The sequence below is a fragment of the Streptomyces sp. RLA123 genome (genome assembly GCF_056270165.1).
The window spans coordinates 1,087,833-1,108,556 of the sequence record NZ_JBWDOR010000003.1 but is presented as its reverse complement, the minus strand read 5'-3'; the positions used below and the strand labels follow the sequence as shown (position 1 = coordinate 1,108,556).

At 71.4% G+C, this 20,724-nt stretch carries 19 protein-coding genes; 11 read left to right on the top strand and 8 right to left on the bottom strand.

Going from position 1 to position 20,724, the window contains the following annotated elements; genetic code table 11:
* Positions 1 to 28: 28 nt before the first annotated feature.
* On the bottom strand, positions 29 to 970 hold the full coding sequence (locus tag RV983_RS05110) for a DMT family transporter (RefSeq protein ID WP_475984567.1): 942 nt from the start codon (positions 968 to 970) through the stop codon (positions 29 to 31).
* On the opposite strand from RV983_RS05110, the gene RV983_RS05105 reads away from it, so the two are divergent.
* Positions 969 to 2,426 carry an aminotransferase-like domain-containing protein gene (locus tag RV983_RS05105; protein ID WP_475984566.1) on the top strand — a complete coding sequence of 486 codons (1,458 nt, stop codon included), beginning with the start codon at positions 969 to 971 and terminating at the stop codon, positions 2,424 to 2,426. The genes RV983_RS05110 and RV983_RS05105 overlap by 2 nt on opposite strands.
* A 21-nt stretch (positions 2,427 to 2,447) precedes the next feature.
* Here the strand turns inward: RV983_RS05105 and RV983_RS05100 are convergent, their stop codons facing one another.
* Complete coding sequence (locus RV983_RS05100; RefSeq protein WP_475984565.1) at positions 2,448 to 3,056, bottom strand: DJ-1/PfpI family protein; 609 nt, start codon at positions 3,054 to 3,056, stop codon at positions 2,448 to 2,450.
* A gap of 387 nt (positions 3,057 to 3,443) precedes the next feature.
* Here RV983_RS05100 and RV983_RS05095 point away from each other — a divergent pair, with 387 nt between their 5' ends.
* The 3 genes from RV983_RS05095 to RV983_RS05085 are packed head-to-tail and all read left to right on the top strand — an operon-like array spanning position 3,444 to position 6,848.
* Positions 3,444 to 4,394 (top strand): 3-hydroxyacyl-CoA dehydrogenase NAD-binding domain-containing protein, encoded by a 951-nt coding sequence (locus RV983_RS05095; RefSeq protein ID WP_475984564.1) that lies wholly within the window; start codon positions 3,444 to 3,446, stop codon positions 4,392 to 4,394.
* A 1-nt stretch (position 4,395) separates the two neighbouring features.
* Entirely contained in the window at positions 4,396 to 5,610 is a 1,215-nt protein-coding gene (locus RV983_RS05090; RefSeq protein ID WP_475984563.1) for an acyl-CoA dehydrogenase family protein, read from the top strand.
* A gap of 5 nt (positions 5,611 to 5,615) precedes the next feature.
* The gene (locus RV983_RS05085; RefSeq protein ID WP_475984562.1) at positions 5,616 to 6,848 is read left to right on the top strand and encodes a CaiB/BaiF CoA transferase family protein; all 1,233 of its coding nucleotides are present in this window, start codon (positions 5,616 to 5,618) and stop codon (positions 6,846 to 6,848) included.
* A 114-nt stretch (positions 6,849 to 6,962) separates the two neighbouring features.
* Here the strand turns inward: RV983_RS05085 and RV983_RS05080 are convergent, their stop codons facing one another.
* Both RV983_RS05080 and RV983_RS05075 read right to left on the bottom strand, forming a co-directional pair.
* The gene (locus tag RV983_RS05080; RefSeq protein WP_475984561.1) at positions 6,963 to 7,730 is read right to left on the bottom strand and encodes a crotonase/enoyl-CoA hydratase family protein; all 768 of its coding nucleotides are present in this window, start codon (positions 7,728 to 7,730) and stop codon (positions 6,963 to 6,965) included.
* A gap of 256 nt (positions 7,731 to 7,986) precedes the next feature.
* Positions 7,987 to 8,895 carry a LysR family transcriptional regulator gene (locus tag RV983_RS05075; RefSeq protein ID WP_475984560.1) on the bottom strand — a complete coding sequence of 303 codons (909 nt, stop codon included), beginning with the start codon at positions 8,893 to 8,895 and terminating at the stop codon, positions 7,987 to 7,989.
* Positions 8,896 to 9,227: 332 nt separating this feature from the next.
* On the opposite strand from RV983_RS05075, the gene RV983_RS05070 reads away from it, so the two are divergent.
* On the top strand, positions 9,228 to 11,234 hold the full coding sequence (locus tag RV983_RS05070) for an ATP-binding SpoIIE family protein phosphatase (protein ID WP_475984559.1): 2,007 nt from the start codon (positions 9,228 to 9,230) through the stop codon (positions 11,232 to 11,234).
* Here RV983_RS05070 and RV983_RS05065 read toward each other — a convergent pair.
* Positions 11,231 to 11,617, bottom strand: coding sequence for a VOC family protein (locus RV983_RS05065; protein WP_475984558.1), 387 nt, complete (start codon positions 11,615 to 11,617; stop codon positions 11,231 to 11,233). The two genes, RV983_RS05070 and RV983_RS05065, sit on opposite strands and share 4 nt — an antisense overlap.
* Before the next feature lie 73 nt (positions 11,618 to 11,690).
* On the opposite strand from RV983_RS05065, the gene RV983_RS05060 reads away from it, so the two are divergent.
* Together RV983_RS05060 and RV983_RS05055 are read left to right on the top strand one after the other, a co-directional pair.
* Positions 11,691 to 12,572, top strand: coding sequence for a hypothetical protein (locus tag RV983_RS05060; RefSeq protein WP_475984557.1), 882 nt, complete (start codon positions 11,691 to 11,693; stop codon positions 12,570 to 12,572).
* A gap of 38 nt (positions 12,573 to 12,610) precedes the next feature.
* Positions 12,611 to 13,156, top strand: coding sequence for a GNAT family N-acetyltransferase (locus RV983_RS05055; protein WP_475984556.1), 546 nt, complete (start codon positions 12,611 to 12,613; stop codon positions 13,154 to 13,156).
* A 57-nt stretch (positions 13,157 to 13,213) separates the two neighbouring features.
* Here RV983_RS05055 and RV983_RS05050 read toward each other — a convergent pair whose 3' ends face one another.
* Positions 13,214 to 13,909, bottom strand: coding sequence for a glycerophosphodiester phosphodiesterase (locus tag RV983_RS05050; protein ID WP_475984555.1), 696 nt, complete (start codon positions 13,907 to 13,909; stop codon positions 13,214 to 13,216).
* Between the two features lie 230 nt (positions 13,910 to 14,139).
* Between RV983_RS05050 and RV983_RS05045 the strand changes: the two genes are divergently transcribed.
* From RV983_RS05045 to RV983_RS05035, 3 genes are read left to right on the top strand one after another with little or no spacing between them, the layout of a single operon-like run.
* A complete protein-coding gene (locus RV983_RS05045; protein WP_475984554.1) occupies positions 14,140 to 15,558 on the top strand; it encodes a DUF6421 family protein in 1,419 nt (472 codons plus the stop codon).
* 26 nt (positions 15,559 to 15,584) lie between these two features.
* Complete coding sequence (locus tag RV983_RS05040) at positions 15,585 to 16,349, top strand: SDR family NAD(P)-dependent oxidoreductase (protein WP_475990222.1); 765 nt, start codon at positions 15,585 to 15,587, stop codon at positions 16,347 to 16,349.
* Entirely contained in the window at positions 16,328 to 17,425 is a 1,098-nt protein-coding gene (locus RV983_RS05035) for a threonine aldolase family protein (RefSeq protein ID WP_475984553.1), read from the top strand. The genes RV983_RS05040 and RV983_RS05035 overlap by 22 nt, the downstream gene beginning before the upstream one ends.
* Positions 17,426 to 17,499: 74 nt before the next feature.
* On the opposite strand, the gene RV983_RS05030 is transcribed toward RV983_RS05035, so the two are convergent.
* Both RV983_RS05030 and RV983_RS05025 read right to left on the bottom strand, forming a co-directional pair.
* A complete protein-coding gene (locus tag RV983_RS05030; protein WP_475984552.1) occupies positions 17,500 to 17,775 on the bottom strand; it encodes a chaplin in 276 nt (91 codons plus the stop codon).
* Between the two features lie 80 nt (positions 17,776 to 17,855).
* Positions 17,856 to 19,028, bottom strand: coding sequence for a sialidase family protein (locus RV983_RS05025; protein ID WP_475984551.1), 1,173 nt, complete (start codon positions 19,026 to 19,028; stop codon positions 17,856 to 17,858).
* Positions 19,029 to 19,315: 287 nt separating this feature from the next.
* Between RV983_RS05025 and RV983_RS05020 the strand changes: the two genes are divergently transcribed.
* Entirely contained in the window at positions 19,316 to 20,716 is a 1,401-nt protein-coding gene (locus tag RV983_RS05020; protein WP_475984550.1) for a peptidase C39 family protein, read from the top strand.
* Positions 20,717 to 20,724: the final 8 nt, after the last annotated feature.

Sequence of the window (20,724 nt, the reverse complement as noted above, 5' to 3'; positions counted from 1 at the left end):
TGGGGGCATAGGGGGGCGCGGCTGGGGATCAGGTACGGGCCCGCTGCGTCACGGCGACGCACACGAGGACCGCCACCGCGGCCGGCGCGGTCAGCGCGCCCAGGTCCTCGCCCAGCAGCGCGGCCGCCCACACGAGCGTCAGCAGCGGCTGCGCCAACTGCAGTTGGCTCGCGCGGGCGACGCCGATCGCGGCCATCCCGCGGTACCAGACCACGAGCCCGAGGAACTGCGACACCAGCGACACCCAGATCAGTCCGGCGACGGCCTGGGCGCCCGCGTGCACCGGTTCGGTGGCCAGCGAGACCACCGCCGCGGGCACGGTCAGCGGCAGCGCCCCCACGAGCGCCCAGCCGATCACCTCCCGGCCGGGCATCACGGAGGCCAGCCGGCCGCCCTCCACATAGCCCGCCGCGCACACCACCAGCGACGCGATGAGGAAGAGGTCGCCGGTCGTCGGTACGCCCCCGCCCTGCCACAGCGCGAACCCCACCACGACCGCTCCGCCCGCGACCGCCGCGGTCCAGAACAGCGGCGAGGGCCGCGTCCCCATGCGTACCGCGGCGAGTGCGGCGGTGACCAGCGGCAGCGCGCCGACGACGACGGCGGCGTGCGAAGTGCCCGTGGTGCGCAGTGCCAGCGTCGTCAGCAGCGGGAAACCGAGCACGACCCCGGCCGCCACGACGGCGAGCCCCGCCCAGTGCCGCCGCTCCGGCAACGGCACGCGCGCCACCGCCAGGCACACGCCGGCGACGGCGGCCGCGAGGACGGCCCGGACGGTTGCCGCCGTCCAGGGGCCGAAGCCGGTCAGCGCCCAGTGCGTGGCCGGGAAGGTGAGGGAGAAGGCGGCGACGCCGAGGCCGGCCAGGGCCGTGCCGCCGGGGACCGTTCCGCCGCGCATCGCACCCGGCGTCGCTCCGCGACCGGCGACCGCTATCCGCGTGCGTTCGGTAGCGCTATTCTGTTCTGTCATGAATGACGGTAGCAGTTCGAGGAATCTCGCAGATATCCTGCGCAGCGAGCTGCACCGCTACTCCCCGGGCGAGAAGCTGCCCTCCAGCCGTGTCCTGGTCGAACGGTTCGGCGTCTCCCCGGTCACCGTCTCCCGCGCCCTCGCCGCCCTCGCCGCGGAAGGGCTCGTCGTCACCCGCCCCGGCGCCGGTGCGTATCGCGCGCACCAAGGGGCCGGGGACGCCCGGGCCGTCGACACCTCCTGGCAGCAGGTGGCCCTCACGGCCGAGGAGCAGCACGGCGAGCCCGCGCCGCGGGTCGTCGACGCCTCCGGGGTCACCACGAGCCTCGCGGTGCCGCCGCCCGGCGTCATCGCCTTCAACGGCGGCTATCTGCACCCCTCCCTCCAGCCCGAGCAGGCACTCGGCGCCGCCCTCGCCCGCGCGGCCCGCCGCCCCGGCGCCTGGGAGCGGCCCCCGCTGGAGGGACTGACCGCGCTGCGCACCTGGTTCGCCCGCGAGGCGGCCGGCCCGGGCGGAGACCTCGGCCCCGCCCATGTCCTGGTCACCGCGGGCGGGCAGGCTGCGCTCACCACCGCCCTGCGGGCCCTCGCGCCGCCCGGCGCCCCGGTGCTCATGGAGTCGCCCACCTACCCCGGTGCCCTGGCGGTCGCCCGCGCCGCGGGACTGCGTCCCGTGCCGGTGCCCATGGACGACGACGGCGTACGGCCCGACCTTCTGGCCGAGGCCTTCGCCGCGACCGGCGCCCGGGTCTTCTTCTGCCAGCCGCTGTTCCAGAACCCGACCGGCACCGTGCTCGCCGCCGGCCGGCGCCGCCGCGTCACCGAGATCGCGCACGCCGCCGGCGCGTTCGTCATCGAGGACGACTTCGCGCGCCGCCTCGGCCACGGCGGGCCGCTCCCGCCGCCGCTCGTCGCCGACGACCCCAACGGCGCGGTCGTCCACGTCACCTCGCTGACCAAACCGACCGCGCCCAGCCTGCGGGTCGGTGCCCTCGTCGCCCGCGGGCCGGTCATGGAACGGCTGCGCGCGATCCAGGTCGTCGACAGCTTCTTCGTGCCCCGGCCCTTGCAGGAAGCCACCCTCGAACTCGTCGGAGCCCCCGCCTGGCCGCGCCACCTGCGCGCGGTCTCCGCCGGGCTGCGCGAGCGCCGCGACGCGATGCTCGCCGCACTCCAGCGCCACCTGCCCGGCCTCGCCGCCACGGTGCGGGCGCCCAGCGGTGGCTACCAGTTCTGGGTGCGCCTCCCCGACGGCACCGACGAGACCGCTCTCGCCGCCGCCGCACTGCGCGCGGGCACCGCCGTCGCCCCCGGCCGCCCCTATTTCGCCGCCGAGGCCCCGGCCCCGTACGTCCGCCTCAGCTTCGCGGACACCACGGGCACCGACGAGATCGCCGACGGCGTCCGCCGCTTCGCCGCCGCCTGCGCGGAGACGGGCGTCACGGCAGGCGGCTGAGCGGACCGCGGGGGCGGGGGGTCAGCTCAGCGCCACCTCGCCCGCGCGGACGGCACGCAGGGCGCGCTCGACGGTCTCCTCGCTCTCGCCGACCGGAGCCACGTAGCCGATGACGTCCCGTACGGCGTCCTCCCCGACCATGCGGCCGATCACCCATGTGGCGAGATACTGCGACGCCAGGCAGCCGCCGGCCGTGGCGATGTTCCCCTCCACGTGGAACGGCGTGTCCAGCACGGTGACATCGAGGGCTTCGACGAAGGGCCGGGTCTTCGAGTCCGTGCACACGGGCATGTCCCCCAGCAGACCGAGCCGCGCGAGTACCAGTGCGCCCGAGCACTGCGCACCGACGAGCTGCCGTGAGGGGTCGAGTGGCAGCATGGAAGGGAGGCGTTCGTCGGCTGCCACGTCACGTGCCTTGACGCCGCTGCCGATCAGCACGACATCGGCCTCGGTCACGAACCCCATGGGTCGCTGGCCGGTCACCTCGACGCCGTTCATCGACGTGACGACCGGCGTCGGCGTCGTGATGAAGGCCTCCAGGCCGTCCTTGCGGCACCGGTTGATCAATGCGGAGGCGATGAAACTGTCGAGCTCATTGAACCCGTCGAAGGTGACCACGGCTACCTGCATCACAACTCCTTCAGTACGGCAGATGTTCAGTCTCCCCGGCGCGCCGGGCCGGGTCGAGAGCCAATCGGCGGCCGGTGGCCCCGTACGTCACCGGGCGGAATACCGGCTGTACGAGAATTCACGCCGGGCAGCGGAATCCCCGGAGGGAATATCCGCTCCCGGAATTGATTCAAGGAAAGTCCCGCCGGGTAAATTCCGAAGTGGTGTGACCGCTTCGGTCATGTCGCCGTTTCCGGTTCGATAATTCCGTCGCACTGCCGCCCGCATTAGCGTTGTGTGTGAGACGAGAAAAAGCGCGGAGCGAAACCAGGAGACGGTGGCGGAATCCCGCCGACCTCACGTTCGCCCTGCGGAGCCGGTATTCGACCATCTGAAGGAGGACGGGTGATGACACGCCCCTTCCGTACCGCCGCCGTGATCGGCGCGGGCACCATCGGTCTGTCCTGGACAGCACTGTTCGCCGCACATGGCCTCACCGTTCATGTCAGCGATCCCCGCCCCGACCTGAAGGAGGCGACCGACGAGGCGCTTGCCGAATTCGTCCCGCAGCTGGCGGCCCAAGGCCTGGAAACCGACGGCCTGGCCGACCGCGTGCACCTCGCCGCCGATATCACAGAAGCCGTCCGGGACGCCGATGTCGTGCAGGAGAACGGGCCCGAGCGCGTCGAATTCAAGAAGGACCTGTTCGCCCGCCTGATCCGGGAGACCCCCGGACACGCGCTGCTCCTGAGTTCGTCGTCGGCGATCCCGGCGACCGCGTTCACCGCGGACCTCGAGGACGCCGGCCGCATCCTCATCGGACACCCCTTCAACCCGCCCCACTTGGTGCCGCTCGTCGAGGTCGTACCCGGCGAACGCACCACAGAAGAGGCCGTACAGGCCGCCGTCGCCTTCTACACCTCCGTCGGCCGTACCCCCGTCGTCGAACGCCGGGAGATCCCCGGCTTCGTGGGCAACCGGCTCCAGAGCGCGCTCAGCCGCGAGGCCGTCCACCTCGTGCAGCAGGGCGTGGTGTCCCCCGAGGAACTGGACACCGTCGTCACCCACTCGCTCGGCCTCCGCTGGGCCACGGTCGGGCCGTTCCTCGGCTCACACCTGGGCGGCGGCCCCGGCGGCTACCGCCACATGAGCGCGCACATCGGTCAGTCCATGCAGCAACTGGCCCTGGGACAGCCCTCGCAGGACCCGCAGGACCGGGAGTACGTCATCCAGGCGGTGGAGAAGGCCTACGCCGCCACGCCGTACACCGAGCTCGCCGAAGCCCGCGACCGCAGGCAACTGGCCGTCCTGTCCGCCCTGGAGGACGTACGCCGCACCGAGCACAGCAAGGAGAACTGAGATGACCGCCACCGCCACCCCCCTCACCGAGGCGGACGACCAGCTGGCCGCCGACTTCTACCTCTACCAGTCGCTGCTGTCGGCGGACGAGCTCGACATCCTGCTCACGGCGCGCGCTTTCCTGAGCAAGGAGATCAAGCCGCTGGTCAACGAGTACTGGGCCAAGGCCGAATTCCCCGTCGAGTACATCGAGAAGTTCCGCGGCAGCGGACTGGCCGCCCTGGCCTACGAGGGCTACGGAGCGCACAAGCCGGCGGTCAGCCACCTCCTCAGCGGCATGCTCGCCGTGGAACTCGGCCGGGTCGACGCCTCGACCGCCACCTTCTTCGGCGTCCACAACGGCCTCGGCTTCTACTCCATCTACTACGGCGGCGACCAGGAGCAGCGCGACCGGTTCCTGCCCGCCATGGCCACGATGGAGAAGATCGGCGCGTTCGCCCTGACCGAGCCGCTCGGCGGCTCCGACGTCTCCGGCGGCATGCGCACCACCGCCAAGCGCGAGGGCGACACCTGGATCCTCAACGGGGCCAAGAAGTGGATCGGCAACGCCACGTTCGCCGACTACGTCGTGGTCTTCGCCCGGGACGTCGACGACAACAAGGTCAAGGCCTTCGTCGTGGAGAAGGGCACCCCCGGCTTCGCGCCGGTGAAGATCGAGGGCAAGATCGCACTGCGGATCGTGCAGAACGCCGAGATCACCCTCACCGACGTCCATGTGCCGGAGGCGAACCGGCTGCACAACATGAGGGGCTTCCGGGACGTCGGCGAAATCCTGCGCCGGACCCGGGGCGGAGTGGCGTGGCAGTCGCTCGGCGTCATGATCGGCGCCTACGAGCTCGCGCTCGACTACGCCAAGGAGCGCATCGCGTTCGGCCGTCCGATCGCCGGTTTCCAGCTGGTGCAGGACCTCCTGGTCAAGAGCCTGGGCAACATCACCGCCTGCTGGGGCATGCTGATCCAGCTCGCCCGCCTCCAGGACCAGGGCGTCTTCCGCGACGAGCAGTCCGCGCTCGCCAAGGAGTACGTCGCGGCCCGTATGCGCGAGGTCGTTTCCTGGTGCCGCGAGATCTTCGGCGGCAACGGCATCGTCCTCGAGTACGACATCGCCCGGTTCTTCTCCGACGCCGAGGCGCTCTACTCCTACGAGGGCACGCACCAGATGCAGACCCTCATCGTCGGCAAGTCCATCACCGGCCACAGCGCCTTCGTGGGGTGACGGCCGTGACCACCGAATCCGTCTTCAGCGGACTGAAGGTCCTCGACGCGGCCACCTACATCGCGGGACCGGCCGCGGCCGCCGTGCTCTCCGACTTCGGAGCGGACGTCATCAAGATCGAACCTCCGGGCCGGGGTGACCCCCAGCGGCTCTTGAGTTCCGTGCCGCCCAGCCCCGTCGCACAGGCCAACTACGGCTGGCACCTCGCCAACCGCAACAAGCGCGGCATGGTGATCGACCTGAAGTCCCCCGCGACCGTCGAGGTGCTCAAGCGCCTCGTCGAGTGGGCCGACGTGGTGATCACCAACTTTCCGCACGGCACACGGGAGAAGCTGCACCTGGGCTACGACGAGGTCTCGGGCTGGAACCCGAGGGTCGTCTACGCCGACCTCACCGGCTTCGGGGACGCCGGCCCCGACGCCAGGCAGCCGGGCTTCGACCTGACCGCCTTCTGGTCGCGCAGCGGACTGCTGGCCTCCACCCGGGACGCGGGAGCTCCGCCGACAGTGCCGGTCTGGGGCAGCGGCGACTACTCGTCGGCGATCGCCGTCTACGCCGCGATCGCGACCGCCCTGTACCGCCGCGAGCGGACGGGGCAAGGGGCCGATGTCGGGACGTCGCTGCTCGCCACGGGCGTCTGGGCCACGGGAACGCTCGTGGCCGGCGCCCTTGCCGGCGGCACACCGTTCGAGCTGCACGACCGCACCGCGCCGGCGAACGCGCTGACCAACCCCTACGAGACCGCGGACGGCCGCTGGCTCATGCTGGCCACCTCCTCCGTGCACTGGCCGGCGCTGTCGCGGGCCATCGGGCGCCCCGAACTGGCCGAGGATCCCCGTTTCACGGACCTCGAAGGCTTCGCCAAGAACGCTGCCGCGCTCAGCGAAGTGCTCGACGCCGAGTTCCGCTCGCGGCCCTTCGCCCACTGGAAGGACGCCCTGGCGCGGGAGCGCGTCAACTACAGCCTCATCCAGACACCGGAAGAGGCCGCGCGGGACCCGCAGTTGCGCGTGAACGACATCGTCGTCCCGCTCGAAGGGGTCAGTGGGCTGGAATACACCATCAGCAGCCCCGTCAATCTGCGCGGGGTGCCGAAGGTGACGGCGAAGCGGGCGCCCGACCTGGGTGAGCACAATGAGGAGATCCTCGCCGAGCTGGGATTCGGCCCCGCGGAGATCACCGGGCTCCGCGAGGGGGGAGCGATCCCCGTGACGGCGGAAACGCAGCCGACGCGATGAGCGCCACCCGGTGTCCGACGGACACCGGGGACCCAGGGGGCCGCCGTGAGCCGGCGCACCGCGGGCGGGGAGGATGCCGGCGGACAGCGGATCAGGACGACACCGATCCCAGAATCACGTCCCCGTCCATTGCGGGGGGCGGCGCTCGGCGAAGGCCGTCATGCCCTCGCGTACGTCGGCCGAGGCCATCAGCGTGGCCATTGTCTCGCGCTGCACGGCGAACGCTTCGGCCTCCGGTACACCGTTGGCGGCCCGCGTGAGGCTCTTCACCGCGGCCAGCGCGAGCGGGGCGTTTCGCGCGATGCGTTCGGCGAGTTCGAGGGCGACGGTCACGGCCTCCCCGGGCGCGGTGACCCGGTTGGCCAGGCCGAGTTCGCCCGCGCGGTTCCCGCTCACCGGTTCGCCGGTGAGCAGCAGCTCCATGGCCAGGTGGTACGGGATGCGCGCGGGCAGCCGGATCACACCGCCGCCCGCGGCGATGAGCCCGCGCGTGACCTCGGGCAGGCCGAACTTCGCGTCCTCGGCGGCGACGATGAGGTCGCAGGCCAGGGCGAGTTCGAATCCGCCGCCGAGGGCGTAGCCCTCCACCGCGGCGATGAGCGGCTTGGTGAGTGATGCCTCCGTCAGGCCGCCGAAGCCGCGGCCCGGGATCGTGGGCGACTGGCCCTTCAGAGCGGCCTTCAGGTCCATTCCGGCGCTGAAAGTGCCCCCTGCTCCGGTCAGTACCCCCACCCTCAGCCCCGTGTCGGCCTCCAGTTCGTCCAGCGCGGCGGCCAGCGCGGCGGCCACGGCGGCGTCCACCGAGTTGCGTGCCTTCGCCCGGTCGATGGTGATCAGCAGGGTCGAGCCGACCCGCTGGACGGGTACTTCGCTGGTGGACATGGTTTCTCCTCCGTTTTTCGGCCCAGCGGGCGGCTGCCGCCGGCCCGGCCGGGATCTCCGCGGTGTCCTGGCCGGGAACCGGCGCCGGACGGCGGATCGAGCCGCGTGCCGGAGAACCCGACCGGCGACCCGGTGACGCGCCCCGGGCCCCCGGCCGAATGTGTGAGCGCCGTCGAGAGATCGGGAGCGTGAACAGGACAGTGGAATTGTCGATTGCCGCTGCCGGTACGACCGCGGGGGTCGCGCCGTCGTCGGCTCAGACATGGAGCGGTTCTGCGAATACCTCCCGGGCCGCGTCGACGAGTTCGTCCAGGTCGCCGTCGGAGGCCCGGTCGCGACGCCAGATCAGGGCAGTGTCCAGTCGGCGCTCGAAGTCCGTGAACGGCAGGACCCGCGTGTTCTTCCTCGCGTAGCCGTGCAGAGGGCTCTCGGGGTCGAGCAGGGAGAAGTAGAAGGCCATTCCGCTCGAGACGATCTCGGCGATTCCGGAATAATCGGTGTCGGTCAGGTCGATGCGTTTTCTGACGCCCCGCTCGAACAATTCCCGGTCGAGCTCGTCGAAGTACGCGGGTCTGCCTTCCTTGGGGGCGACGATGAAGCTGAGGTCCGCCAGTTCGGTCAGTGCCACGGAGTCCCGCCCGGCGAACTGGTCGGCGGGCACCAGCGCTCCCAGTGTTTCCGACATGACGGGCAGCAGTTCCAGGGCCGGGTCGCTCAGTGGCATCCGCACCAGGGCGAGCGCGAGTCTGCCCTCGCTCACCCCGGAGATCAGCGCCCTGGAGGACCCTGGCCAGCACCTCAGCTCGTACATCTCGCCGACCCGCTCGCAGAGCGCGTCGGCGAGGTCCCGCAGCCGGGGATGCACCCCGAGAGGTATGCCCACGAACATCGTGCTGCGCCCCGGCGAAGTGGCTACGCGCAGCCGCCACGGAACGGAATTGATCCGCTCCAGCACGTCCCGCGCGATCGGCAGCAGCGCCTCGCCGGCCGGTGTGAGCGTGACGCTGTGGGTGTCGCGTTCGAACAGCCGGTGGTCTATCTCGTGCTCGAGGTCCTTGATCCGCTGGCTCAGGGGCGACGTGGCCATATGCAGCCGACGCGCGGCCGCCGAGAAGTTCAGCTCCTCCGCGACCGCGACGAAGTACCTCAAATGGAATATCTCCACCCTTTTACGTTAACCCGCTTCGCCCGTCGGTTCCGGGCGCGGGCCCAGTGCGGGGGCCAGTACAGGGGCCCGGTGCGGGCCCGTCGCCCGGAGTCCGTGAGGGGAGCGCGGCCGTATCCGCGGATATCCGGACCGGGGCGAGCGGGGGTGGGGGCGACCGGTGCGGGGCAGGGGGAGGGTGTACGTGAATCGGCGTGCGAACGGCTTCGGCGCGAGGGACTGCCGCAAGGCCCCGCCCTCCGCCGTGGGAGGTTTCCCGCGTGCAACCGGTCCGGGACAACAGAAGCTTCGCCATTCTCCTTCTGAGCGTTGTGCTGATCTCAGCTGTGAGGGTGGGGCTGGCTGCCGGCGGGCTGCACGTCATGGGAATCGCCGAGTACGCGGTGCTGATCCCCGTTGTGGCGAGCGCACTGCTGTCGGTGCGACGGACGATGATCGTGGGCCTGTTCAACCTGGCCGCAGGCGTCGCCGTCTACGGGGTCCTCCTCCATGACATGGGGCCCACCAGTAAGATCACGACGCTGACGGCGCTGGCCGCCGCGCTGTGCATCAGCCTGGTCGTCTGCCGGATCCGTGTCGCGGGGGAGAGACGCTTCAGACGTCTTGTGATCGCCCGCGAGCGCCTCGAACTGCTCAGCGCGGCCAGCGCACAGGTCGGCAGCACCCTCGACGCCGCCAGAACCGCCGAGGAACTGGCCGACGTCGCGGTGTGCCGCTTCGCGGACCACGCCAGCGTGGACCTCTTCGACTCCGTACTCCAGGGCGAGGAACCCGGTGGCGGACCCGGGACGGACGACATCACCCTTCGCCGCACCGCCCAGGCGGGTTCGGCCGCGCCCCTGGGGGGCGTACGGACCGGCGACGTCGTCGCCCACCGCGAAGGAGCGGAGGCGACCCCCGGTCTGATGACGGGCGACCCCGTGATGACGGAGATCACCGGTACCGCCGATGCGGCCTGCCGGGCCGCCGGTCCGGACGACGCCGGGACGAACGCTCCCCACTCCGCGCTGGTGGTCCCCCTGCGCGCGCGGGGTGTGACCCTCGGTGCCGCCTTGTTCACGCGTTCCCCGAACCGGGAGCCCTTCGACGCCGACGACCTGCTCCTGGCACAGGAGATCGGGGCACGGGCCGCCGTGTGCGTGGACAACGCACGCCGCTACACCCGCGAGCGCAACACCTCCCTGGCTCTTCAGCGCAGTCTCCTGCCGCAGGTGGTGGCGGAGCAGTCGGCGGTGGAGGCGGCGACCCGCTATGTGCCCGCGGGCCTTCGCGCGGGAGTGGGCGGCGACTGGTACGACGTCATCCCGCTCTCGGGGGCCCGGGTCGCCTTGGTGGTGGGCGACGTGGTCGGGCACGGTGTGCAGGCCTCGGCGACGATGGGGCGGCTGCGTGCCGCGGTACGCACGCTCGCGGACGTGGACCTGCCGCCCGACGAGCTGCTCACCCACCTGGACGACGTCGTCACCCGTTTCCGGGAGGAGACGGACCGGACCCAGGACGGGAGCCGCGATCCGCAATCGGACACCGGCGGGATCGTGGCGACCTGCCTGTACATGATCTACGACCCGGTCTCACGCCAGTGCGTGGCCGCTCGGGCCGGCCACCCGCCACCCGCCGTGGTGGGTCCGGGATCGGACGTCCAGTACCTCGACATCCCCGCCGGTCCTCCGCTGGGCGTGGGCGGGCTCCCCTTTGAAACCGCCGAACTGCAACTGCCCGAAGGCAGCCTCCTCGCCCTGTACACCGACGGCCTCATCGAGTCTGCCGGGCGCAGTATGGACGAGGGACTCGAGCGCCTCCAGAAAGCCCTCTCCGAGCCGGTGCCCTCCCTGGAGGACATGTGCGACCACGTCCTGAGCACCCAGGTCGACGGGTACGCGCGGGACGACGTCGCCCTCGTCATCGCCCGCACCCGGGAATTCGACGCGACGCACGCCGCCGCCTGGGACCTGACGGTGGACCTCGCCGAGGTCGCGCACGCCCGCGACCTCGCCACGTCCCGGCTGGCGGGCTGGGAGCTCGACGAGCTGGCGTTCACCGCGGAAATGGTGGTCAGCGAGCTGGTCACCAATGCCATCCGCTACGGAGCGTGTCCCGTGCAACTGCGCCTCATCCGGCAGGACACCTTGATCTGCGAGGTGTCCGACGGCAGCAACACCGCCCCCCACCTCCGCCGGGCCCGGATGCTCGACGAGGGCGGGCGCGGGCTGCTCATCGTGTCGCAGCTCGCGGAGCGCTGGGGCACCCGTCAGCGGCCCGACGGAAAGACCATCTGGGCCGAGATCGCCCTCCCGCGTCCACCTGCGCGGACCCCGGCGGCGCGCCCCACTTCCGGCTAGGGCCGATACCTGATCGGATGGTCCTCCGGCACCTCCACCACGCAGATGCGTACGCTGTCGGGGTCCTCGATCCACATCTCCACGAGCCCCCACGGCTCCTGTCGCGGCTCCCGCACCACACGCACGCCGCGCCCGGTCAGCATGAGGTGAGTCCCCGTCACATCAGGTACCTGGAGCCAGAGTTGCAGACCCGGCGCGGGTGGCCCGTCGGCGTGCCCCGAGACCTCCAGGAATCCGCCACCGAGGAAGAACACCGTGCCGCGGGTCTCGCGGGGACCGAACTCCCGGTAGATCGCGAGCCCGAGGTCGTCACGGTAGAAGGCGCGCGAACGCTCCAGATCGGTGGGCCGCAGGAGGATCCGGCTGCTCAGTACGTTCAGCATGCGCGCGAAACTACCCACGAGGCGACGGGAAAACCGCCTGACACGTCGGACCGCCTCGGGCACGCTGACCCGTATGACCCACGGTCCCGGTTCGATCGCCCCGCTGTACCGGACGTGCCTCCGCTGCGGTGCCGAGGCCCGCTACGAGGCGGGCGGGATCGTCATCGACGGCGTCGTCCACTGGAGCGTGGAGGGCGCCTGCGCGGCGTGCGGGGACGGAAGCGCGGAGTGCGGACACGGTGAGGTCCCGTGGTACGTGCGGGAGGCGCTGATCGCCACCCACGGCGAGGTGCTGCTGCGCGCGGAGCCGCGGCCCGGCGGTGCGTGGGCCGCCGGGCTCAAGGCCGTCCGAGAGCTGTTCGGCGTGCCGCTCTCCGAGGTCCGCTCCCGCCTGCGCGCCCTCGCGGAGGACGGCGTCAAGGGCACCGAGCCGGAGTCGAGGCTGCCGGCCGCCCGCCTGGAGGACGCAGGGTTCACCGTGCCCCTGCGGATCCCCGAACCACCCGCGCGGAACGACCGCCTTCCGGCACACCCCGGCGTCGACGGCCACACCCGTTGGCCCGCCAACGCGGCCGCCCAGGGCCGGCCCGTCATCACCCGTGCCCCGTTCCGGGCGGGCGAGGCCGAGGTACTCGGCATGTTCGAGGGGAGCGAGATGACGGACCTGCCCGAGGTGGAACTGGTACCCGGCAGCCTCCCGGAGGAACTGCGCGATCCGCTCGCGCGCTACCTGGCCGGGGGCAGCGTCGTCGTCATCGCGGCGGGCTGTGCGGCGGACCCCCTGGCGCAGGACCCGTACGACAAGGTTCAGCCCGGTATGGCCACCGACGGCACCTGGACCTGGGACCTGCCGTGGGAGCACTGGGTGCGGGTGCACGGCTGCGCGCCGCCCGCGGAGTTCGTCGGGCACGCACAGGCGAGGGGTTTCGCACCGCCGCCCGCGGTGACCGGCTAGCCTCGGGACGACCCCGCCGCACCCGAGAGGACCCCGCCATGGAGAGCGCAACGCCCGTCGTCAGCCCCGTGTTCCGCACCGCCACCCCCGCCGACGTGCCGGTGCTCGTCGCGCTCGTCGAATCGGCGTACCGCGGCGACGCGAGCCGGGCCGGCTGGACGACCGAGGCGGACCTCCTCGAGGGCCGGCGGACCGACTCCGAGGGCGTCGCGGCCGTCGTCGACGGCGAACGCAGCCGGATGCTGGTGGTCGAGTCGGACGGCGCGATCGTGGCCTGCTGCCAGCTGGAGAACCGGGACGGGCACGCCTACTTCGGCATGTTCGCCGTCCGTCCGGGCCTGCAGGGCGCGGGTCTCGGCAGGACCGTGCTGGCCGAGGCGGAGCGCTTCGCGCGTGAGGAGTGGGGCGCCGACGCGATGCACATGACCGTGATCACCCAGCGCGAGGAACTGATCGCCTGGTACGTACGCCGCGGTTACGAGCGCACCGGCTCGACCAGCCCGTTCCCGTACGGCGACGCCCGCTTCGGCCTGCCCACCCGTGATGACCTGGCCTTCGAGCTGCTGGTGAAGAAGCTCGGCTGACCGGCTGACCGGCTGACCGGCTGACCGGCTGACCGGGCAGCGGCGGCGGGGCGCCGGCTACCAGTCCGTGAGGCCGTTCTCGACCGCGCGCTTGACCTCGGGGACGTCGGTGACCGCGCCGTCCAGGCCGAGGGCGTGGGCGAGGGCGAGCTCGCGCGGGGTGTTGACCGTCCAGGCGATCACCGAGATGCCGGCGCGGTGGCACTCCTGCACCAGGGCGAGGCTGATGCGCCGCAGGCTGAGGCTGACGAGGCGGGCGCCGACGGCCTGGGCGCGGGGGATGATCTCGGAGCCCATCGGGCCCTCGGCGACCAGGACGGTGCGGGCCTGTGGGAGGCGCTCGCGGATCTCGGCGAGGGCGGCGTCGTGGAACGACAGCACGTCGACGCGCTCGACCAGGTCGCGCTCGCGCAGCACGTCCGCGAGGACGCGTGCGGCGGCGACGTCCTTGATCTCCGCCTGGATGGGCTTCGCGACCGCATCGACGACCTCCTCGAAGACCGGCACGCGCTCGCCGCGGCCCGCGTCGAGGCCGCGCAGCTCGGCAAGAGTGAGATCGCAGACGAATCCGGAGCCGTCGGTGGTGCGGTCGACCTTCTCGTCGTGCATGACGATCAGGGCGCCGTCCTTGCTCAGGTGCAGGTCGAGCTCGATCTGGTCCAGTCCCTCGCGCTCGGCGCGGACGAAGGAGCGGAGGGTGTTCTCGGGCTCGACGCCCATGACACCGCGGTGACCGACGGTGAAGAAGCTCAAGATCGGGTCGCTTCCGGTGCGGGTGCTTGCGCATGGTCGAGGGACATCGCGCAGCCTAGCGGGCCCTTGCGGCGCCGGGCCGAACACCGGGTGAACGGCGCGCCTGCCTACAGGAAGAATCGCGGCGAGGGGGGCCTTGTGCGGAAGATTTTCCTCCGTCTCCACTTGAACGGAAGAAGCAGCGCTATATACGGTGGCCATACAAGAGGTTCTTCTGCGAAGGAGGGGTCATGACGGAAATCCTGTCGCCGGCGACGGTGTCGCACGACAGCACGGGCACCAGCGGGACCGGTGCGTCCGGCGGCGGTGTTGTCCGGCACCCGGCCTGGGCGGTCCTGAAACGGGCGGTGGAGGAGATCCGCCCCTGGCAGCTGGGGGACGGCTCCATCGACTTCTCCGCGCAGGACGCGCCGCAGCGCGCCGTCGTCGACAACGCGCTGGACCGCGTGGTCCGCGCCGTGGAGGACCTCTCCCCGCTGCTCCCGCACGACACCGCCTACCACCAGGCCCTGGTCAAGGACCTGCGGCGCTGGTCGGACGGCGGCTACGCGGTCCCCGACTTCCTGGACTCCCTGCTGTCCTTCCACCCCGCCGCCGACCGCACGGACGGCGCGGAGCACCTCGTGGTGTTCCCGATGTACACCCAGAACGGCAACCCGGACCGCAACCTGGAGGCCGTCGCGCTGCGCGTGGTGTGGCCGCAGTGGCTGTCGGAGCTGGAGCGCACTCGCTACGACAACCCGCTGTTCGTGCCGATCACCTTCGAGGACTTCACGCCCGGGTACGACACGAACTCCGCGGTGCTCTTCCCCGAGACCGTCGCCGTCCGCGAGGCCCCCGAGCGCTTCACCTGGGGCGGCATCTTCTGCGACCGCGAGGCGGCCCGCTTCCGCGCCGTGAGCCGCGCCGCCGTGGACACCCTCGGTGTGGCGCTGCCCGAGGACGCCGAGGAGCTGCTGGCGGACCAGGAGCTCAGCCAGCAGACCTTCGTGCTGTGGGACATGATCCACGACCGCACCCACAGCCACGGCGACCTGCCCTTCGACCCCTTCATGATCAAGCAGCGCCAGCCGTTCTGGATGTACGGCCTGGAGGAGCTGCGCTGCGACCTGACGACCTTCAAGGAGGCCGTGAAGCTGGAGGCCGAGGGCCACGGCATGGGCCGCTACCTCCAGTACGCGATCCTCTTCGACCGCCTCTTCCGCTTCCCGGTCACCGGTGACCGCGTCCGCAACTACGACGGTCTCGGCGGCCAGCTGCTCTTCTCCTACCTGCACAAGCACGACGCCGTGCGCTGGACCGACAACAAACTCCGCATCGACTGGGAGCGTGCCCCGCAGGTGACCAACCAGCTCTGCGGCGAGATCGAGAAGCTGTACCGGGACGGTATCGACCGCCCCAAGCTCGTGCACTGGTTCGCCGCCTACGACCTGGTCTCCGGCTACCTCTCCCCGCACCCCGGCTCGGTGTGGGCCAAGGGCCCGGACGCGCTGGACCTCGGCCTGCCGCCGCGCAAGCTCGTCGACGAGGTGCTCCCGGACGAGTTTCCGCTCAGCATGTTCTACGAGGCCCTGGCCAAGAAGCTGCGTGATGTGATCGCTTCGACCAAGGGCATCACGGCCCACGGCACGGGGCAGGTGGCCGCGTGACCGATGCAGCGAAGGAGGCGGCGGAGATGACGGAAGCAGGCGGGACGGCCGGGGGAAGCCTGGCCGGAGCCGTGATCGCGGTGGCGGGGGCCGGCGGACCCGCCGGACGCGCCACCCTCCAGCGGCTCGCCCGCGCGGGTGCCCGCGTGGTCGGCGCGGACGCCAACGCGGAACGGCTCGCCGAGGCCGTCGACCTCGCGCGATTCGACGCGGGTGGCGCCGTCATCACCGGGGACGTCGTCGATCTGCTGGACCTGTCCGCGACGAAGGAGTGGGCCGGCCGGATCGAGAAGGAGCACGGGCGCATCGACGGGATGGTCCACTTGGTGGGCGGCTGGCGCGGCTCGGCGTCCTTCCCGGAGACGGACCTCGCGGACTGGGACTTCCTGGAGAAGCTGCTCATCCGCACCGTCCAGCACACCTCGCTCGCCTTCCACGACGCCCTGCAGGCCGCGCCCGCCGGACGGTACGTGCTGATCAGCGCGGCGGGCGCAACCAAGCCCACGGCCGGCAACGCGGCGTACGCCGCCGCCAAGGCCGCCGCCGAGGCGTGGACGCTGGCGCTCGGCGACTCCTTCCGCAAGGCGGCGGGGGAGCAGCCCCTGACCGCCGCCGCCACCGTCCTGGTGATCAAGGCGCTCGTGCACGACGCGATGCGCGAGGAGCGCCCGAACGCCAAGTTCGCGGGCTACACCGATGTGACCGACCTGGCCGACGCCGTCGCTGACGTGTGGAGCCGGCCCGCCGAGGAAGTGAACGGAACCCGCCAGTGGCTGACACCCCGCCCGTGACCGAGGCCCCGACGGACGCCGTCCGCCACCACGACCCGAGGACGCGCGGTTTCGCGAGCGACAACTACGCGGGCGTCCACCCCGAGGTGCTGGCGGCGATCGCCCTCGCCAACGGCGGCCACCAGGTCGCCTACGGCGAGGACGAGTACACCCTCCACCTCCAGGATGTCTTCCGCGCCCACTTCGGCCCGCGCGCGCAGGTGTTCCCGGTCTTCAACGGCACCGGTGCCAACGTCGTCTCGCTCCAGGCGCTCACCGAGCGCTGGGGCGCGGTGATCTGCGCGGCCTCCGCCCACATCCACGTGGACGAGGGCGGCGCGCCGGAGCGCATGGGCGGGCTGAAGCTGCTCACCGTGCCCACCCCGGACGGCAAGCTCACCCCTGAGCTGATCGACCGGGAGGCCTGGGGCTTCGAGGACGAGCACCGCGCCCAGCCGCAGGTCGTCTCGATCACCCAGACCACGGAACTGGGCACCTGCTACACGCCCGAGGAGATCCGGGCGATCTGCGACCACGCGCACGAGCGGGGTCTCGCCGTCCATCTGGACGGCTCGCGGATCGCCAACGCGGCGGCCACGCTCGGCGTGCCGCTGCGGGAGTTCACCACCGACGCGGGCGTGGACGTGCTCTCCTTCGGCGGCACCAAGAACGGGCTGCTGCTGGGCGAGTGCGTCGTGGTGCTGAACCCGGAGCGGGTCCGGGCGATGAAGCACCTGCGCAAGCTGTCCATGCAGCTGGCCTCGAAGATGCGCTTCGTCTCGGTGCAGTTCGAGGCGCTGCTCACGGGGGACCTGTGGCTGCGCAGCGCCCGCCACGCCAATGCGATGGCCCGCCGCCTGGAGGCGGCCGTGCGCGACGTGGACGGGGTGACGGTCGTCCGCCCCGTCCAGGCGAACGCCGTCTTCGCGCTGCTCCCGCGCGAGGTCAGCGAGCGGCTGCAGAAGCGGTACCGCTTCTACTTCTGGGACGAGTCCACCGGCGAGGTGCGCTGGATGTGCGCGTTCGACACCTCCGAGGAGGACGTGGACTCCTTCGCGGCCGCGCTGGCCGAGGAAATGGCCGCCCAGTCCGCTTGAGCGGACGCCGCTGGGAACACGCCGAGGGGCGTACCGGACGATTCCGGTACGCCCCTCGCGCCGTTCCGATGGTGTCAGCGGTTGACGCAGACGTTGCCGGCCACCGGGTTGAGCAGCGCCACGGCGTTGATGCCGTTGCCACAGATGTTGATCGGGATGTTGACCGGCACCTGGACGACGTTGCCGCTCAGGATGCCGGGCGAGCCGATGGCGGCGGCCCGCGCGTTGGCACCGCCGCCGCGGCCGCCGAAACCGCCGCCGTGACCGCCGGCGACGGCGCCGGTGGCGACACCGAGCACGGTCACACCGGCGACGGCGGACAGGGCCGCGGCCTTCGCGATGCGCTTCATGGCGTTCTCCTTCGAAATTCGTTGGTGACCCCGGCCGACGACGTGCGACGCCACCCGATTGTGTGCGCCCGCCGGTCCGGTCACGAGGTGAGCCGGGCGAAGGTCAGGGTCTCGTACGGAGAACTCGTTCCCGTCTCGTAGAGCAGCCCCACCATGCCGCCGCCCAAGTCCACCAGGTCGGAGTACGCGGCCGGGTGACTGTCCGTCAGCCAGGCGGGCTCCCAGTAGATGCCGCCGTCGTCGCTGGACCGGATCTCCATGGCGGCCCGCGCCCCCGGATCGGACGGTCCGGAGTACAGCAGCGTCCCGCTCGGCAGTTGCAGGACGCTGCCCTGGACCTCGGGCCCCTCGATGGCCTCCTGGGGCTCGAAGCTGCCCTCCACGCTCTCTCCGCCGTCGGTGCTGTAGGCGTTGGCCCGTGAGGCGTTGGAGAAGCCGCCGTCGTCGCGGCTGTTGATGTAGATCCGGCCGTCCGGCAGCTCGGCCATGCTGGTCTCGTTGAGATTGATCCAGCCGCCCGGGACCTCCTCGACGAAGCCGATGTGCCAGGTCCTGCCGTGGTCGTCGCTGTAGAGGGAGTGGGCGCCGTGCACCACCTCGCCGTCGACGACGGCGGTGTGGTTGGCCGGGACGAGCAGGCGTCCGGCGTGGGGGCCTTTGCTCAGCGCGATGGCGTGGCCGGGTCCGGTGGCGTACCAGCGCCAGTTGTCGGGTTTGACGCTCTTGGTGATCTGCCGGGGCGCGGACCACTTGCCCCCGCCGGAGTCGCTGTGCAGTTCCCAGACCTGCCGGGCGTCGTAGACCGCCTTGGAGCTGCCACCCAGTTGACTTTTCGTCAGATTTCCGACGGTGCGGCAGATCAGCAGCACGATGCGGCCGGTCTTCGGGTCGGCCACCGGGGTGGGGTTGCCGAAGGCCTGGCCTGCGCCGCGGGCGATGACGCGCATGGCCTGCCAGGTGCAGCCGCCGTCCAGCGAGCGGCGCAGGACCACGTCGATGTCGCCCTCGTCCGCGGCCGAATTGCGGCGGCCCTCGGCGAAGGCCAGCACGGTGCTCTTGCCGATCCGCAGGACCGCTGGGATACGGAAGGTGTGGTAACCGCCGGTGCCGGAGCGGAACGGCACGGACGTGGCGCATTGCGCGGTGGTTGCCACGGCCGCCTCTCCGGCCGGCGCCTGCCAGCCCGCCGCCCCGGTGAACAGGACGGCCAGACCGGCCAGTGTGCGCGTGCTTCTGACGGCACCGAGTGTCATCAGGCTTCCTCCGGAGCGGCGTCGACATGGCCAGAAGCGCAAGATTCTCATCCGCCATGCGGGGTGCGTGGATGACACTCCGTTCGCGTTTTTTCCGGTAAGTCAATATGAGTAATGCGCGCGAAACGGTGCCGATATCCTTGACACTTTTTTGGCGTGTCCTTGGCTGCATTCGATGGTATCGGCCGACGAACATGCTCCAATGTGCCGGGAATGAAGGTCGAGAGGCGTGCGCGGGACGACAGTTGACCGTCCGCCGTCCATGCTCAGGACAGGGGGGACCGCCCATGACACGACTCGCCCCACGTCGCGCGGTGCTCGCCGCCGCCATCGCGGCCGCGGCCACCGCGACCGCTCCGCGGGCCTTCGCCGCCGGCGGCGGTAACCGCCCCTGTGCCCCCGGACGGCCGGGCGGCGGGCCCGGCCGGCACCCGTACGGCGATCACGACGAGGCCGCTGTGGACCACCACGCATGGACCCGCTGGTCCGACTGGCACAGCGGCGACGGCAGCGGCATCTGTGTCGTACCCGGTCCCCGCCCCGGCATCGCCATCGGCAGGCCCTCGGGTGTCCTGGAGTACGCCGACCCGCACACCGGGATCACCGAGACGTGGGAGACCGCCACGTGGATCTCGCCGGTGCACACCCCGCGCAGCCCCGCGACCGAGATCGTCGCCTCCTGGAACGCCCGGACCCCCGCGGGCACCTGGATCCAGGTGGAGCTGTGCGCCACCTACACCGACGGCAGCATGTCCCCCTGGTACGTCATGGGCCGCTGGGCCTCCGGCGACGCCGACATCCGGCGCACCTCCGTGGACGGCCAGACCGACGCCAAGAGCAGCGTCTCGACCGACACCCTCGCCATCGCCGACCCCGCGTCCGGCGTCCGTCTGGCCTGGTACCGCCTGCGCCTCACCCTCCTGCGCCGCCCCGGCAGCCACGCGACCCCCACCGTCTGGCGGGTCGCCGCGCTGGCCTCCGACATCCCCGACCGCTTCACCGTGCCCGCCTCGGAGCCCGGCGTGGGACGCGGCGTCGAACTGCCCGTCCCGCGCTACTCCCAGGAGATCCACAAGGGCCAGTACCCCGAGTACGACAACGGCGGCGAGGCCTGGTGCAGCCCCACGTCCTCGCAGATGGTCATCGAGTACTGGGGCCGGGAACCGGACGAGGACGACCTCGCCTGGGTCGACCCCTCCTACGAGGATCCCCAGGTCGACCACGCCGCCCGCTTCACCTACGACTACCAGTACGAGGGCTGTGGCAACTGGCCCTTCAACACCGCCTACACCGCCACCTACCGCGACCTCGTCGCGACCGTGACACGGCTGCACAGCCTGAACGACGTGGAGCGGCTGATCAGGGCCGGTATCCCGGTGATGACGTCCCAGTCCTTCCTGGCCACCGAGCTGGACGGGGCCGGCTACGGCACCTCCGGTCATCTGATGTGCGTCATCGGATTCACCCTTGAGGGTGATGTGATCGTCAACGACCCCGCGAGCCCGGACGACGAGGCCGTGCGCCGCGTCTACCCGCGGTCGCAGTTCGAGAACAACTGGCTGAGGACGAAGCGCTACGCCGCCGACGGCCAGGTCCGCAGCGGTACCGGCGGCGTCTGCTACCTCTCCTGGCCGCTGTGGCCGTCCCCGGCCCAGAGCCGGGTGCTGCACCGGCTCGGGGTGCGCTGAGCAGCGGC